Here is a 15,571-nt window from a genome sequence, read left to right as displayed (position 1 = left end):
TGTTAGACAGCGGATCGGCCCTCCGCAACCGCGTCGAATGCCACCGTCAACCGCTCGCCCGCCCCGAACGGACGCGTGCCGTGGTACAGGTAACTCGGAAAGAGGACGAGGCGACCGGGTTTGGGCTCGACGATCGCGAGCGGCGGTAGATCCACCATCAGGTCACGCGGCGGCGCACCCAATTCCAACCAACCTTCCTGCGTTTCGGCATCGAGCGCGGGTACGACCAGATAACAAGCGGAACTCAGAATACCGCCGGGATGAATGTGCGAAACGTGATGTCCCGAACCCTGCAGCCGTACCGACCAGCCACCCCGGGCGAGAAGGCGGCGGTCGCGATGTCGCAGCAACGGATGTTCGTCGTCGTGTCCGGGAAGATTCGCGCGATAACGATCGACCCCGTCCTGGATTGCGCGATGCAGATGCTGGATGGCAGGATCGCGCCGATCGAACAGGGGACCGCGAGTCTGCGTGCCGCCCCGCACGCTCTGACCGACCGGCTGCGCACGTTGCCGATGGAGCGTGCGCAGTGTCGATGACAGCTCTTCGATATCGCCCGACGACAGGGGCAATTCGACGGTCGCGATCAAGCCTTCCTGTCGTGACAGCCAGTCCGCACGCGCATCGTCCAGCAGCCGCCATACGATGTCGAACAAAGCCCATGTACCGAAATCGGCCGGACTTTCGTTTCTCGCGGTCGCGAGCAGGCTTTCGGCGGTATCGAACTTCGCGTGGCGCAACGCTTGGCGGACGTCGACGAGCGCTCGTCCCGGCAGGTCTTCCGGCAGAGACATTAGGAGGCGATCGGCCCTTGGCACATCGCCGGCCAAGCCGGCATGAGAAGCCTCGATCAAGCGCAGGATCGGCGCATCGAACCGCGCCTGCGCATCGTGCGCGGCATTCGCGGCCCCGTCATGATCGCCAACGCCGGCAAGTATCGTGATATACGCATTCCACAGACCGGCGTGATCGGGCCGTCGCGCAATAGCCGTCCGAAAACCATCGGCGAACGCAGGTCCCCACCCGCCTTCCCAACGAAGCGCCGCGCGGAGATTTTGTCCGTCCAGCCACTCCGGTTGCGCAGCTAGCAGGGGGTCGAGGCACGCCCATGGCTCAGTTTCCCCGGCCGCAAATCGCGCTTCCGCCTCGCCGATCCGCAATTGCGGATTGCTGGGATCGGCCGCTATCGCAGCAGTAAACAGGGCACGTGCATCGTCACCGGCGCGCAGGGCTGCGAACGCCAGGTCCGCACGGCTGGACACTATCGCGTCAACGCCTTCACCCCCGGCAGTTCCTTGCCCTCCATCCATTCCAGGAACGCACCCCCGGCGGTGGAAACGAAGGTCATGTCGCCCGCGACGCCGGCCTGGTTGAGCGCCGCGACAGTGTCGCCGCCGCCGGCGACCGAGACGAGCGAGCCGTCGCGGGTCAGCGCGGCGACGGTCTTCGCCAGGCTCATCGTGGCGACGTCGAACGGCGGCGTCTCGAACGCGCCGAGCGGGCCGTTCCACACCAGGGTCCGGCAATTCTTGAGCACGTCGCCCAGCGCTTCGGTCGCCGCCGGGCCGATGTCGAGGATCATCTCGTCGGGCGCGACTTCGTGGACGTTGACGGTGCGCGTCGGCGGATTGGGGCGGAACTCGGTTGCGACCACCACGTCGTAGGGCAGATGGATCGTGCAGCCAGCGCGGTCGGCGGCGTCGAAGATTTCCTCCGCCGTGCCGGTCAGATCATGCTCCGCCAGGCTCTTGCCGACATTGACCCCACGTGCCGCCAGGAAGGTGTTGGCCATACCGCCGCCGATGACGAGGTGATCGACCTTGTCGACCAGATGCTTGAGCACGTCGAGCTTCGACGACACCTTTGCCCCGCCGACCACCGCCGCGACCGGGTGCTCCGGACTACCCAGCGCCTTGTCGAGCGCGTCGAGCTCGGCCTCCATCTGCCGCCCGGCAAAGGCCGGCAGCGTGCGCGCCAGCCCCTCGGTCGAGGCATGCGCGCGGTGCGCGGCGGAGAAGGCATCGTTGACATAGAGGTCACCGAGCGCGGCCAGCATATCAATCACTTCCGGGTCGTTCTTCTCTTCGCCCGCGAAGAAGCGCGTATTCTCCAGGATCGCCACATCGCCGTCCTTCAGCGTCGCCACCGCGTCCGCCGCGCCGTCGCTGTTGATGAAGCGGACCGGGCGCCCCAGCACCTGCTCGAACGGCTTGGTGACGAGCGCCAGGCTCATGTCGGGGCTGCGCTGGCCCTTGGGCCGCCCGAAATGCGCGAGCACGATCACCCGCGCGCCCTTGTCGGCGAGTTCGGCGACGGTCGGCACCGCGGCGCGCAGCCGGGTGTCGTCGGTCACCGCCCCGTCGGCCATCGGCACGTTGAGGTCCTCGCGCACCAGCACACGCTTGCCGGCGATGTCGCCGATATCGTCCAGCGTCCGAAAAGTCCTGCTCATTCCTCGATCCTTATCGTGTCGCCGACGGCGATCGCGCCTTCCTCGACCACCTTCGTGCAGACGCCGCCGCGCCAGTCCGGAGTGAGCGCCGCACGCAATCCTTCGGCCAGTTTCTCCATCCGCTCGCAGGGGTCGGTCTCGACCGTGACCTCGAGCAACGCGGTGCCGACGCGCAGCCGGGCACCGGCGGTCTGCGGCAAGTCCAGCCCCTCGACCAGCAGATTGGCGCGCCGTTCCTGCCAGGGGATGTTGTGCCCGACGAGCGCCTGCGCGGTCGCCCAGTCGCTCGCCTCCATCAGGGTGACTTGCCGCTTGTACGGCTTGCCCTTCATCGCGCCGCGAAAGTCGCCCTGGACGCCGCCGGCGAAGGTGATCGTCGCATGGTCGATCAGCTCCATCGGCGCCTTCGGCCGCGCGTGGCGGGCGATGCCGGCCACTATTCCCGTCGTCCCGGCACAGGCCGGGACCGCTGCGTGGCCGAGCGCATCGCCCTCCAACTTAGCGGCCCCGACCTGCGCCGGGGCGACGGATGTGGCCATCAGATCAGCGCCGCCATCGCCTTGGCGGTGTCGACCATGCGGTTGGAGAAGCCCCATTCATTGTCGTACCAGCTGACCACGCGGACCAGCTTGCCTTCGAGCACCGCGGTCTCCAGGCTGTCGACGGTCGACGAAGCGGGCGCGCCCATCAGGTCGATCGAGACCAGCGGCTCGTCGGTGTAATCGAGCACGCCTTTCAGCGGCCCCTCGGCCGCCGCCTTCAGCGTGGCGTTGACCTCGTCCTTCGTCACGTCGCGCTTCGGCGTGAAGGTCAGGTCGATCAGCGACACGTCGGGGGTCGGCACGCGGATCGCCGAACCGTCGAGCTTGCCCTTCAACTCCGGCAGCACTTCGCCGACGGCGCGCGCGGCGCCCGTCGTGGTCGGGATCATCGACATGCCGGCGGCGCGCGCGCGACGCATGTCGGAATGGATCTGGTCGAGGATCTTCTGGTCGTTGGTGTAGGCATGGACCGTCGTCATCAGCCCGCGCTCGATCCCGAACGTGTCGTTCAGCACCTTGGCGACCGGCGCCAGGCAGTTGGTCGTGCACGACGCGTTCGACACGATCGTCATGTCGGCGGTCAGCTTGTCGTGGTTGACGCCGTAGACGACGGTCAGGTCGACATTCTTGCCGGGCGCGGAGATCAGCACCTTCTTGGCGCCGGCATCGATATGCTTCTGGCAAGCGTCGCGATCGGTGAAGAAGCCGGTGCATTCGAGCACCAGGTCGACGCCCAGTTCCTTGTGCGGCAGCTTGGCCGGGTCGCGCTCGGCGGTCACGCGGATGCGCTTGCCGTCGATCACCAGGTCGTTGCCGTCGGCCGACACCTCGCCGTCCCATTTGCCGTGGACCGAGTCGCGCTTGAACAGGAAGGCGTTCGACTTGGCGTCGCCCAGGTCGTTGATCGCGACGAGCTCCAGCCCGCTGTCCTGCTGCTTCAGCATCGCGCGCGCGACCAGCCGCCCGATCCGCCCGAACCCGTTGATCGCTACCTTCACCGCCATGTGTCGTGCTCCTCCTGCTGCCGGCACGCGCGCGATTGGGGGCCGGCGGTCGCCGCGAGCCTTTGGGGATGCGCGGCCATCGCGTCAACCGCCGGGACGCATCGCGCGCGCGGCGAATCGATCTTGCCGCCCCCCTGCCCCGTGCTATTCCAGGATTATGACAGACGCTTCCCCCACCGATCGCATCGACGCCGCGCTGGCGCGGATCGAGCGAGCGGTCGCGGCGCGCGATCGTGCGACCGCGGAACTGCGGCAACGCCACGACGCGTTGCGTGGGCGGGTCGGCGAAGCGATCGCCGCGCTCGACGCGCTGGGGGCGAAGCATGGCTGAGGTCACGCTGACGATCGGGGACCGCCGCCACAACGTCACCTGTCGCGGGCGAGATGCTCGACCAGCGCTGGGCGCCGGCCAATCGCGCGTCGGGCGGGCTCAACGCCGAACGGACGATGCTGCTGGTCGCGCTGATGCTGGCCGACAGCCTGTATGCGGCCGAACACCGCCCCGCGACTGGCGGCGGGCCGAGCGCCGCCTATCTCGCGACGCTGGCCGATCGGCTCGAGGGGATCGCCGACACCCTTGAGAAACCGGCGCCGGACGCCTAGATTGTCCGGCGGCGGGTACTGCCCGATACGAGCCTTTATTATCCCTGAGGCTATTCATCATCCATGGGGGCTGTCCCTGCCCGGATCCTGGTCCGACGTACATGGTCCCCACCTGACGTACCGTGCGTCAGAGGATAACCCGGCCACCGATCCATGGTGGTCCCGCCACCGCGCCGCGCGCGGAGCGGTAGCGAAGCTGCTGCCAAGACGCGCTAGCGCGGCCGGGCTCGGCCTCAGCCGAGCTTCGACGACGCGGCTTCGCCGCGGCGCGCCTCTTCGATACGGCCGGCTCGCATGACTTCCCCCCGCACCGCCACCGCCAAGTCCCTCCTCCGCGCCCAAATCCGCGCTGCGCGCGACGTCTTCGTGGCGATCGAAGCTCCCACTATCCCCGTTCCCGATGCCCTGCGCGAGCGCCTCAGCCACGGCGTCACGATCGCGTCCTACGTCCCGCTCGGCAGCGAGGCCGACCCGTCGCCGCTCGCCCGCGCGGCCGTCGCCGCCGGCTGCGCCGTCGCCCTCCCCCACGTCGTCAGCCGCGCCGAGCCGATGCGCTTCCTCGCCTGGGACGCGGAGGACGATCTGGTCCCTGGCGCATTCGGGCTGCACCAGCCGCACCATGCGGCCCCCGCGCTCGCACCCGACATCATCCTGACCCCGCTGGTCGCATTCGACGCGTCGCTCAACCGGCTCGGCCAGGGTGCTGGCCATTACGACCGCGCCTTCGCGCTGTTTCCCGACGCATGGCGGCTGGGCGTCGCGTGGAGCGTGCAGGAAGTCGATGCGCTGCCCGTCGACGCGTGGGACGTGCCGCTCCACGCGATCGTGACCGAACAAGGATTGATGCTGCGATGAGCTTCCCTCGATGAATGCGAACGCGCCGACGCCCCGCTGGCAGAAGCCGGTCGGCATGCTTGCGATCGTCGCGATGCTGGTGGTGTGGTGCGTCGCCGTCGCCAGCCTGTCGCGCTGGGTCGGGACATGGCCGGGCGTGCTGCAACTGGCGTTCTACGTCGCGGCCGGCGTGGCGTGGCTGTGGCTGCTGCCGATGCGGCGGATGCTGAGCTGGATGGAGACCGGGCGGTGGAAATCGTGACGAGCGCATGATAGAAAGTCCGGCATGAAGGTCGAGCCCGACATCTTCCGCATGAGTGCACAGGCGCAGGCCGAATCGGATCGCCGGGCGCTGGCCGATATCGCCGCCGGCAAAGGCGTTCCGCATGAGTTGGTTCGCGAATGGCTGCTCAAATGGGGCACGCCGGAGGAAACGCCGATCCCGCCCGAATGGCTCGCGTAATCTGGCTGGCCGACGCTCTGGCCAGTATCGATGCGATCCGCGCCTATATCGGGCAATTCAACATGGACGCCGCGAACGACATCGCCCGGCGGTTGAATGCTGCCGGCGAGAGCCTGTGCGACTTTCCCAATCGTGGGCGCCCGGCGGGCGACGGGTTTCGCGAACTGGTCAGCGTGCCGCCATATGTGCTGCGGTATTTCGTCGTGGACGAGGTCGCATATATCGCGAGCATTCGGCACGGACGCCAGTTACGCTAGCGGCGCCGCGGCGAAGCCGCGTCGTCGGACCTCGCTTGCAGCGAGGCCGGCCGAGCTTGTCCGAATGCGCGATGGCTTCGCCAGCGCGTCTTTCGGACGACGCTGTGGCGCGAGTGACGGGGCTCGAACCCGCGACCTCCGGCGTGACAGGCCGGCGCTCTAACCAACTGAGCTACACCCGCTTGAGAAGCGTGAGGCGCGGCCACTACGGGAGGGTCGCCGGCCTGTCAACAACGGTTCCGGAACTAATCTCGCCTAATTCCGCCGCAGCCCGAACCGCGGCTTTTTCTGCTCGCGGACCAGCGTGCCGCGTTCGAACAGGAAGCCGGCGATGTCGGGCTTGCCGGCCGCGCCGATCACGGTCTGGATGATGATGAGCAGCGGCACCGCGAGCACCGCGCCCGGCGTCCCCCACACCCAGCTCCAGAAGCTCAGCGAGATCAGGATCAGCACCGGATTGATCGTCAGCCGGTGCCCGACGATCAGCGGCGTCACCACGTTCGCCTCGACCAGATGGCACCCGATCATGATCGCCGCCGGGATCAGCGCGACCCAGATGTCGCTGAACGTCATCAGCCCGCCCAGTCCGAGCAGCAACGCCGCCACGATCGGCCCGAAATACGGCACGTAGTTGAGCAACGCCGCGATGCCGCCCCACATCAGCGGGTACGGCATGCCGATCGTCCACAGTGCCGCCGCGACGATCCCGCCCAGCACCAGGTTGATGAGGGTGATCGTGCCCAGATACGCCGACACGTCGTCGACCACGTCCTGGATCACGCGCGCCGTCGCCATCGCGCCGTCGAAGCTGGTGCGGCTGGTGATCGTCTTGCGTCGCGCCCGCGTCCACCCGGCCAGAAAGAAGAACACGACCAGGATGCCGAAGATGACCTGCACGATCGCGGTGGGCGCCGAGGTCGCGGCGAGTTCGAGCAGCGAGCTGGGCGGCGCCACGGCAGTGGTGGCGGGCGTCTTGACCGGGCCGGTATTGGCCAGATGCGTGATCGTGCGATTGAGGTACTTCTGCAGCGTCGCGTACAGGTCGATCAGCGGCGCCAGGTTGGTCTGGATGCGGTCGATCCGCTCGGGCAGCTTGCGGAAGAACTCGATCGCCGGGACGACGATCGCCGCCAGCGCGACGTTCGCCGCGATCAGGAAGCCGAGCACGCAGGTCAGCGCCGCCAGCCACGACGGCAACCGCCGCCGCTCGAACCATTCGAGCACCGGGATCAGCGCGATCGCGATCACCAGCGAGATCGTGACCGGCAGGAAGAATTCCGCCCCCGCCTTCAACGCGAACGGCAACCCGACGACCAGCGCCACGCCGGCGATCAGCGTCAGCCCGGCGAGCAACCGGTCGCGACGATCGTCGACCACCGGCAATTCGTCCGGCACGGCGTCGGTCGTCGGCGGTGTCGTCGTCGTATCGTCCATCCTGCCGGTGGTAGCGACATTGGCGCGCTTTGTAATCCCGGCTAGCGTGGCGCGATGGGAGAGATTCTGCTGGTCATCGACGAGGGGACGACGTCCACCCGCGCGATGCTGTTCACGCCCGACGGCCGTTGCCTCGGCAGCCAGTCCGCCGACCTGACGCAGCATTATCCCGGCCCGGGCCTGGTCGAGCATGACGCCAGCGAGATCTGGGACCGCACGCTCGCCTGTGCGCGGGCGATGGTCGACAAGGCTGGCGGGGCCGAGCGGATCGCCGCGATTGGTATCACCAACCAGCGCGAGACGATCGTGTTCTGGGACAAGACGACCGGCGAGCCGCTGGCGCCCGCGATCGTCTGGCAGGACCGCCGCACCGCCGCGATCTGTCGCCAGCTGAAGCAGGCCGGGCACGAGGCGATGGTGCAGCAGCGCACCGGGCTGCTGCTCGATCCCTATTTCTCGGGATCGAAGATCGGCTGGGCGATGGGCGAATGGCCGCAGCTGCGCGAGGCGGGCGATCGGCTGGCGGTCGGTACGATCGACAGCTGGCTGGTGTGGAAGCTGACCGCGGGCGAGCGCGGCAGCGGCGTGCACGTGACCGACGCGACCAACGCCAGCCGCACCGCGCTGATGGCGCTCGATGGCGGATGGGACGACGAGCTGATCGAGCTATTCGGCGCTTCGCGCGCCGCGCTGCCGGAGATCGTCGATTGCGCGGGGCATTATGGCGAAACCACCCTGTTTGGCGCGGCGATTCCCATCTGCGGCATGGCAGGCGACCAGCAGGCGGCGACGATCGGCCAGGCGTGCCTCGCGCCCGGCGATACCAAGGCGACGTTCGGCACCGGCGCGTTCGTGCTGGCGCAGTGCGGCGAGAACGTGCCCCATTCCGACCATCGCCTGCTCGCGACGGTGGCGTGGCAGTTTGGCGGCAAGCGGCACTACGCGCTGGAGGGGTCGGTGTTCGTCGCCGGCAGCCTGGTCCAGTGGCTGCGCGATTCGGTGAAGCTGATCGCGACCGCGGCGGAGACCGAGGAACTGGCGCGGTCGGTCGCCGACAATGCCGGGGTCTATCTGGTCCCCGCTTTGTCCGGACTCGGGGCGCCGTGGTGGGAGGCCGATGCGCGCGCGGCGCTGTCGGGGCTGAGCTTTTCGGCGACGCGCGCGCATATCGCACGGGCGGCGCTGGAGGCGATGGCGCATCAGGCGCACGACCTGAAGACGGCGTTCGCCGCCGACGGCACCGACTGGACGACGCTGCGAGTCGATGGCGGCATGGTCGCCAACGACTGGATGGCGCAGGACCTGGCCGACCTGCTCGACGTTAGCGTCGAGCGGCCCGCGTTCATCGAGACGACGGCACTGGGCGCGGCGATGCTCGCGGGCGTCGGCTGCGGTCTGTTCGCCGATCTGGACGCGGCGAGCGCGATGCGCGGCGCGGTAACGACGTTCGCACCAACAATGGACGCGGCGGCGCGGCAGAAGCGCCTCGACGGCTGGCAGCGAGCGGTGAAGTCGGTAGTCGCGGCGGCCGACTAGGCGACAAGAGCCCGTCCAACCCCTGATGTTCTAAGAAGCGTGCTCCCGCGCGGCCTAGGACGAACCAGCCGCCAGCCCCGCTACGGCGTCCGCGTGTGGTCGTTCAGGTACAGATAGTCCGAATCGAACTCGCCGGCCGATGCCAGCCGGTCGTAGTCGAGCACCGTCACGACATGGTCCGACACTTCCGCCATCCCCGCCTCGCGCAGGACGCGCAGCGTGCGGTTGACGTGGACGCCGGTCAGCCCGCACGCCTCGCCCAAATCCTGCTGCGTCAGCGGCCAGTCGAAGCTGTGGTTCTTGACCAGCCCGACCGAATGGAGCCGGCAATAGGTCTCGCTCAGCATGTGCGCGACTCGCCCGACCGCGTCGAGCCGGCCGAGCCGGAAGATCCACTCGCGATGCATTGCCGCATCGACCATCGTCGAAAACCACAGCAACCGTCCGAGGTGGGGAAACGCCTCGATGAGTTCGGTCAGCTTGTCATGCGGCGCATAGGCGACGACGCATTCGCTCAAGGTCGCGACGTCGTGATCGAGCCGTTGCAGCGGGTAACCGTGCAGGTCGACGAAATCGCCCGAGGTCTGGATGCTGACGAGCTGCCGCTGCCCGTCCAGGCTGTCCATGTACCGGCACATGAAGCCGGAAACGAGGAAGGTCGATTGGGCGACCACCTCGTCACGCCGCGCCACGATCCGGCGACGCGGCAGCGTGACCGGATCGCCCATCACCGATTCGAGTGCTGCGCGCTCTTCGGCGCTCATCTCGCGACGACGGCGGCCCTTCAGGAAATTGTCAGTCAGCATCGCCGCGACGCTACGGCGAAATCGTTACGCGCGGCAATGCTTTTCACGCTAGGCGGACCGGGCGGCTAGAACGGCGAGGCGCCGAAATATTTCAGCACGCCGAGCACCAGCAACAGAATGGCGATCGCGATGATGACGTTGGCCACGTTGAAGCTCGTGCGCGCGACGCTGGCGTTTTCCTCGGTGCGGATCTCGGACATGATACTCCTCCTTACTGTTCCGCCGCCAGAACGACGGCCGCCGGAGCATGGTTCCGGGCCATGTCACCGAGAGAGGGTTAACTGGGCGCGTCAGGCGGCTACGGCGCGGTCGGCGAACAGGCCCTTCAGGTCCTTCTTCAATATCTTGCCATTGGCGTTGCGCGGCAGCGTTTCGGGCGCGAAGCGGATCGCGACCGGCACCTTGAACGCCGCCAGCCGCTCGCGCACCCATGCCTGGAGTTCCGCCTCGCTGGCGCTGGTACCGGGTGCCAGATGGACGACCGCCGCCGGTTCCTCCCCCAGCGACCGGTGCGGCACGCCGATCACCGCGGCGTCGGTCACCGCGGGATGTTCGTACAGCGCGTTCTCGACCTCGGACGAATAGATGTTCTCCCCGCCGCGGATCACCATGTCCTTGGCGCGATCGACGATGTAGACGAACCCCTCCTCGTCCAGCCGCGCCAGGTCGCCGGTGCGGACCCAGCCGTCGACGAAGGTCTCGGCGGTCGCCTGCGGCTTGTTCCAATAGCCCTTCACGATCATCGGCCCGCGCGCCCACAATTCGCCGACCTCTCCGATCGGCAGCACGGTGACGCCGTCGTCGGCGCGGATTTCCAGGTCGGCGACCGCGACCGGCGGCCCGGCGCTGGTCGGGCGGTTGAGATAGTCCTCCGCCGAATGACCCGTGACCGTCGCCATTGTCTCGGTCATGCCCCAGCCGTTCGAGGGCAACGCGCCGAATTCCTCGTAGATCTTCTTCACCAGCTCGGGCGCGGACGGCGCCCCGCCATAGCCGATCGCCTCGATCGAGGAGAGATCGTAAAGATGCCGGTCGGGATGTTCGAGCAGCTGCCACGCGATCGTCGGCACGCCGCCGGTGAAGTGGACCTTCTCGCGCTCGATGATCTCCATCGCGCGGATCGGGTCCCATTTGCGCATGAAGATCGTGGTGCTGCCGCTCGCCAGCATCCCCATCAGCCCGGCCGAGCACGCCGTGACGTGGAACATCGGGATCACCGTCAGCATCGTGCGCGGCGTCGGATCGGGGATCGCCTCGCCGCGCCGGATGAAGCTGCGCGCGGCGGAAAACGCGCCCGACAGGATGTTGGTCATCAGATTGCGGTGCGTGCCCAGCGCGCCCTTCGGATTGCCGGTCGTCCCGCTGGTGTAGAAGATCGTGGCATCGTCATCGCTGTCGATCGCAATGCGCGGACGGTCGTCGGCGGGGAGCGTCGCCCAATCTTTCGGGCCGCCGATGATGTCCTCCAGCGCGATCGTCCCCGCGATCGGCTGTGGCGCGCGGGTCACGATGACGCGCTCGACCGCCGGGGTCGCCGCCAGATGCGACGCGATCCGATCGTAGCGCTCGGCATCGACCAGCAGGACTTTCGCACCCGAATCGTTGATCCCGTATTCCAGCTCGCCGCCGGTCCACCACGCGTTCAGCGGCACCGCGATCGCGCCGATCGTGGTGATCGCGAAGAAGATCACCGGCCATTCCGGCAGGTTGCGCATCGCGAACGCGACGCGGTCGCCCTTCCCCACCCCCATGTCGACCAGCGCACGCGCCAGCGTCGCGATCGCGCGGTACGACGCCGCGTACGTCACCCGCTCGTCGTCATGGACCACGAACACCCGGTCGCCATGCATCCGCGACAGGTCGACGAGCTGGCCGATATCGTGCGGCGCATTCTTCCACACGCGAGTCGGCACGCCGCGGATCGTCACCGTCGCCATCTCGAACTTCGTCCCCGGCGCGGTCAGCGCGGCGGTCGCGTCCTTCAGCGAAACCTTCGGCCAGCTCGAGTCCAGCGCGATCACGGGGTTGGTCGACACAGCCTCTCCATTCGTCTCTTCGGCGATTCCGGTTTGCCGGATTTGGCGTAACGTTAGAGTTGATTCACGCCGCGCTCAAGGCAATAGAGGTCGCGGATTAGAAACGAGGGTATGGACACGCGATGCTGATGACGGCGCCCGAATCGCATGGCTTCGACGCTGGTCGGCTGGCGCGCATCGACCCGTTCCTGAAGGAACGGTACCTCGATTCGGGTAAGCTGGCGAACGCCCAACTACTGGTCGCGCGCGATGGCGAGATCGTCCATTTCTCCAGCCAGGGCGCGGCGCGCGCGGACGGTCCGGCGCCGGTCGACGACCGCTCGATCTATCGCATCGCCAGCATGACCAAGCCGATCACCTCGATCGCGTTCATGCAACTGGTCGAACAAGGCAAGGTCGCAATCGACACGCCGGTCCACCACGTCCTGCCCGAATTCAAGAATATCGGCGTCTATAATGGCGGCGGGGCCGGCGTGCCGTTCGCGACCAAGCCGACCGCCGAACCGATGCGGATGCTCGACCTGCTGCGCCACACGTCGGGACTGACCTACGGCTTCCAGAACCGCGGCAACATCGACGCCGCCTATCGCGCGGGCAAGATCGATGCGTGGCATGGCAATCTCGACCTCGACGGGCTGGTCGCGGCGCTCGGCGAACTACCGCTCGAATTCTCGCCGGGCGAGGCGTGGAACTATTCGCTGTCGACCGACGTGCTCGGCGCCGTCGTCCAGCGCGTGTCGGGCCAGCCACTCGACCTTTATTTCGCGGAGCACATCTTCCAGCCGCTGGGGATGGAGGACACCGCCTTCGTCGTCCCCGCCGACAAGACCGACCGGCTGGTCGACTGCTACACCTTCGCGCCTGGCAAGGGTCGCGTGATGTACGATCGCGGCGCCGAGAGCGCGTGGTCCCGCCAGCCCACGCAATTGTCGGGCGGCGGCGGGCTCGTCTCGACGGCGCTCGACTATCACCGCTTCTGCCGCATGTGCCTGAACGGCGGCGAGCTGGAGGGCGCGCGGGTGATCGGGCGCAAGACGCTCGAGCTGATGACGGTCAATCACCTGCCGGGCGGGGCCGATCTCGCCTCGCTGTCGCGGTCGCTGTTCAGCGAAGCGACCAATGCCGGCGTCGGCTTCGGGCTCGGCTTCGCGGTCAACCTCGATCCGGCGAAGACGATGATCCCGGGGTCGGTCGGCGAATATTATTGGGGCGGGATGTTCTCGACCGCGTTTTTCATCGACCCGGTCGAGCGGCTGCACATGGTGTTCATGACGCAGCTGAGCCCGTCGAGCCTCTACCCGATCCGCCGCGAGCTGAAGACCCTGATCTATGCCGCGCTGACCTAGCACCGAAATACACAACGCCGTCATTCCCGCGCAGGCGGGAATCCATTCTGGCTAACGGCGTGGCTCTTACCGAGCCGAGCGAAAATGGATCCCCGCCTGCGCGGGGATGACGATGACAGGAGATGACATTGACCAGCCCCATCCGCACCGAACGCCACGACGACGTGCTCGTCATCATCTCCAACAACCCGCCGGTCAACGCGCTGGGCGCGGCGGTGCGCGAGGGGCTGGAGGCGGCGATCAAGCAGGGTACCGCCGATGCCAGCATCACCGCGATGGTGATCCGCTGCGACGGCCGCACCTTCTTCGCGGGCGCCGACATCACCGAGTTCGGCAAGCCGATGAAGGGCCCTGGCCTCGGCACCGTGATCGACATGATCGAGGCGTCGGACAAGCCGGTGGTCGCCGCGATCCACGGGACCGCGCTCGGCGGCGGGTGCGAGGTCACGCTCGGCTGCCACTATCGCGTCGCGGTGCCGTCGGCGAAGATCGGCACGCCGGAGGTGAAGCTCGGCCTGCTGCCCGGCGCCGGCGGCACGCAGCGCATCCCGCGCATCGCCGGGGTCGCGCTGGCGCTGGAGATGACCGCGATCGGCAATCCGATCTCGGCCAAGCGCGCACACGACGCCGGGCTGATCGACAGGATCGTCGGTGAGGAGTCGCTGGAAGCGGATGCGGTCGCCTTCGCGCGCGAGGTAGCGGCCAAGCGCCCCCTGCCCCGCGCCTCGGAGCAGACCGCGACGCCCGACCCGGACGCGGTCACCGCATTCAAGGCCGCTAACGCCCGCAAGTTCCGCGGTTTCGACGCGCCGGCCGCGAACATCCGCTGCATCGAAAAGGCCGCCGACGGCTCGACCTTCGCGGAAGGCATCGTGTTCGAGCGCGACGAGTTCATGAAGTTGATGATGGGTACGCAATCGGCGGCCCAGCGCTACATGTTCTTCGCCGAGCGGCAGGCGGCGAAGGTCGACGACATTCCCGAGGGCACGCAGCTCCGCTCGATCAAGTCGGTCGGCGTGGTCGGCGCCGGCACGATGGGCGGCGGCATCAGCATGAACTTCCTCCAGGCCGGCATCCCGGTGACGATCGTCGAAACCGCGCCGGACGCGCTCGACCGCGGCGTCGCGACGATCCGCCGCAACTACGACAATTCGGCGAAAAAGGGCCGGTTTACCGCTGACAAGGTCGATCAGCTGATGGGCCTGCTGACCCCGACGCTCGACCTCGACGCGCTCAAGGATTGCGACCTCATCATCGAGGCGATCTACGAGAATATGGACGTCAAGAAGGAGCTGTTCGGCAAGCTTGACGCGATCGCCAAGCCGGGCGCGATCCTGGCGTCCAACACCTCCTACCTCAATGTCGACGAGATCGCCGCCGCAACCAAGCGGCCGGCGGACGTGATCGGCATGCACTTCTTCTCGCCGGCCAACGTCATGAAATTGCTGGAGGTCGTGCGCGGCGCGAAGACCGCGCCCGACGTGTTGGCCACGGTGATGGCGCTGGCCAAGCCGATCGGCAAGGTGGCGGTGGTGTCAGGCGTGTGCCCCGGCTTCATCGGCAACCGCATGCTGTCGCAGCGCCAAGGCCCGGCCAACGCGATGCTGATGCAAGGTGCGCGGCCCGACCAGATCGACAAGGCGATCGTCGACTTCGGCATGCCGATGGGACCGTTCCAGATGAGCGACCTGGCCGGCGTCGATATCGGCTGGCACCGCGACCCGACCCGGATCGAAAGCATCCGCGATGCGCTCGCCGCGAAAGGCCGCTGGGGGCAAAAGACCGGCAAGGGCTTCTACGATTACGACGAGAAGCGGAACCCCACCCCCTCGCCCGAAGTCGCCGAGATCATCGAGGAATTCCGCTCGAAATCGAACCAGGCGAAGCGCGACTTCACCGACGACGACATCCTGGCCGCGACGCTCTACCCGATGGTCAACGAAGGCGCGAAGATCCTCGACGAGGGCATGGCGCAGCGCGCGTCGGATATCGATACGGTGTGGATCTACGGTTACGGCTGGCCGGTCTATCGCGGCGGGCCGATGTTCTGGGCGAACACGGTCGGGCTCGACAAGGTGGTCGCCGGGCTGGAAGCGAACGGCGTCGAGGTCGCCCCGCTGCTCCGCCGCAAGGCCGAGGCGGGGGAGCGGTTTTGACGCCCCCTGCCCTTCAAACGTCGTCATCCCCGCGAACGCGGGGACCCAGCTTCCTGGCTCGCCCGGCAAACACCGGTCGTGGCTGTCGCGACCGCAGAAGCT

The 15,571-nt window shown here is 67.6% G+C and carries 17 protein-coding genes and 1 tRNA gene; 9 read left to right on the top strand and 9 right to left on the bottom strand.

From position 1 onward, the window contains the following. Positions 1-2: 2 nt before the first annotated feature. Genes J0I47_RS02945 through gap form a run of 4 tightly spaced genes read right to left on the bottom strand, consistent with a single transcriptional unit; the run spans position 3 to position 3,998 of the window. Positions 3-1,262: a putative 2OG-Fe(II) oxygenase gene (locus J0I47_RS02945; protein ID WP_294044944.1), complete on the bottom strand. Its 1,260-nt coding sequence runs from the start codon at positions 1,260-1,262 to the stop codon at positions 3-5. Further along, positions 1,262-2,452: a phosphoglycerate kinase gene (locus J0I47_RS02940; RefSeq protein ID WP_294044943.1), complete on the bottom strand. Its 1,191-nt coding sequence runs from the start codon at positions 2,450-2,452 to the stop codon at positions 1,262-1,264. Before J0I47_RS02940 ends, J0I47_RS02945 begins: the two co-directional genes overlap by 1 nt. Then, entirely contained in the window at positions 2,449-2,991 is a 543-nt protein-coding gene (locus J0I47_RS02935) for an MOSC domain-containing protein (RefSeq protein WP_366809673.1), read from the bottom strand. The genes J0I47_RS02940 and J0I47_RS02935 overlap by 4 nt, the downstream gene beginning before the upstream one ends. After that, positions 2,991-3,998, bottom strand: a complete 1,008-nt coding sequence (gap, locus tag J0I47_RS02930) for a type I glyceraldehyde-3-phosphate dehydrogenase (RefSeq protein ID WP_294044942.1) — start codon at positions 3,996-3,998, stop codon at positions 2,991-2,993. The genes J0I47_RS02935 and gap overlap by 1 nt, the downstream gene beginning before the upstream one ends. Positions 3,999-4,155: 157 nt before the next feature. Between gap and J0I47_RS02925 the strand changes: the two genes are divergently transcribed. The 6 genes from J0I47_RS02925 (at position 4,156) to J0I47_RS02900 (ending at position 6,155) form a co-directional block, all read left to right on the top strand. Further along, the gene (locus tag J0I47_RS02925) at positions 4,156-4,329 is read left to right on the top strand and encodes a hypothetical protein (protein WP_294044941.1); all 174 of its coding nucleotides are present in this window, start codon (positions 4,156-4,158) and stop codon (positions 4,327-4,329) included. Positions 4,330-4,382: 53 nt separating this feature from the next. Continuing rightward, positions 4,383-4,601 carry a cell division protein ZapA gene (locus J0I47_RS02920; protein ID WP_294044940.1) on the top strand — a complete coding sequence of 73 codons (219 nt, stop codon included), beginning with the start codon at positions 4,383-4,385 and terminating at the stop codon, positions 4,599-4,601. A 294-nt stretch (positions 4,602-4,895) separates the two neighbouring features. Next, positions 4,896-5,456: a 5-formyltetrahydrofolate cyclo-ligase gene (locus J0I47_RS02915; protein WP_294044939.1), complete on the top strand. Its 561-nt coding sequence runs from the start codon at positions 4,896-4,898 to the stop codon at positions 5,454-5,456. Between the two features lie 10 nt (positions 5,457-5,466). Next, entirely contained in the window at positions 5,467-5,697 is a 231-nt protein-coding gene (locus tag J0I47_RS02910; RefSeq protein ID WP_294044938.1) for a DUF2842 domain-containing protein, read from the top strand. A gap of 24 nt (positions 5,698-5,721) precedes the next feature. After that, positions 5,722-5,898 carry an antitoxin gene (locus J0I47_RS02905; protein WP_294044937.1) on the top strand — a complete coding sequence of 59 codons (177 nt, stop codon included), beginning with the start codon at positions 5,722-5,724 and terminating at the stop codon, positions 5,896-5,898. After that, positions 5,886-6,155, top strand: coding sequence for a type II toxin-antitoxin system RelE/ParE family toxin (locus J0I47_RS02900; RefSeq protein ID WP_294044936.1), 270 nt, complete (start codon positions 5,886-5,888; stop codon positions 6,153-6,155). The genes J0I47_RS02905 and J0I47_RS02900 overlap by 13 nt, the downstream gene beginning before the upstream one ends. Positions 6,156-6,260: 105 nt before the next feature. Here J0I47_RS02900 and J0I47_RS02895 read toward each other — a convergent pair. Beyond that, a tRNA-Asp gene (locus J0I47_RS02895) sits at positions 6,261-6,337 on the bottom strand. Positions 6,338-6,410: 73 nt separating this feature from the next. Beyond that, the gene (locus J0I47_RS02890; RefSeq protein WP_294044935.1) at positions 6,411-7,589 is read right to left on the bottom strand and encodes an AI-2E family transporter; all 1,179 of its coding nucleotides are present in this window, start codon (positions 7,587-7,589) and stop codon (positions 6,411-6,413) included. 54 nt (positions 7,590-7,643) lie between these two features. Between J0I47_RS02890 and glpK the strand changes: the two genes are divergently transcribed. Continuing rightward, positions 7,644-9,125: a glycerol kinase GlpK gene (glpK, locus tag J0I47_RS02885; RefSeq protein ID WP_294044934.1), complete on the top strand. Its 1,482-nt coding sequence runs from the start codon at positions 7,644-7,646 to the stop codon at positions 9,123-9,125. Positions 9,126-9,205: 80 nt separating this feature from the next. Here the strand turns inward: glpK and J0I47_RS02880 are convergent, their stop codons facing one another. From J0I47_RS02880 to J0I47_RS02870, 3 genes are all read right to left on the bottom strand, one after another. Next, on the bottom strand, positions 9,206-9,931 hold the full coding sequence (locus J0I47_RS02880) for a Crp/Fnr family transcriptional regulator (RefSeq protein ID WP_294044933.1): 726 nt from the start codon (positions 9,929-9,931) through the stop codon (positions 9,206-9,208). A gap of 65 nt (positions 9,932-9,996) precedes the next feature. Further along, the gene (locus tag J0I47_RS02875; RefSeq protein WP_294044932.1) at positions 9,997-10,131 is read right to left on the bottom strand and encodes a hypothetical protein; all 135 of its coding nucleotides are present in this window, start codon (positions 10,129-10,131) and stop codon (positions 9,997-9,999) included. 90 nt (positions 10,132-10,221) lie between these two features. Next, the gene (locus J0I47_RS02870; protein ID WP_294044931.1) at positions 10,222-11,967 is read right to left on the bottom strand and encodes a class I adenylate-forming enzyme family protein; all 1,746 of its coding nucleotides are present in this window, start codon (positions 11,965-11,967) and stop codon (positions 10,222-10,224) included. 122 nt (positions 11,968-12,089) lie between these two features. Between J0I47_RS02870 and J0I47_RS02865 the strand changes: the two genes are divergently transcribed. Then, positions 12,090-13,313, top strand: a complete 1,224-nt coding sequence (locus tag J0I47_RS02865) for a serine hydrolase domain-containing protein (RefSeq protein WP_294044930.1) — start codon at positions 12,090-12,092, stop codon at positions 13,311-13,313. A gap of 122 nt (positions 13,314-13,435) precedes the next feature. Continuing rightward, positions 13,436-15,469, top strand: coding sequence for a 3-hydroxyacyl-CoA dehydrogenase NAD-binding domain-containing protein (locus J0I47_RS02860; RefSeq protein ID WP_294044929.1), 2,034 nt, complete (start codon positions 13,436-13,438; stop codon positions 15,467-15,469). Positions 15,470-15,571: the final 102 nt, after the last annotated feature.

This window comes from Sphingomonas sp. (assembly GCF_017304635.1).
Taxonomy (GTDB): domain Bacteria; phylum Pseudomonadota; class Alphaproteobacteria; order Sphingomonadales; family Sphingomonadaceae; genus Sphingomonas.
This window is presented reverse-complemented; position numbering and strand designations above follow the sequence as displayed.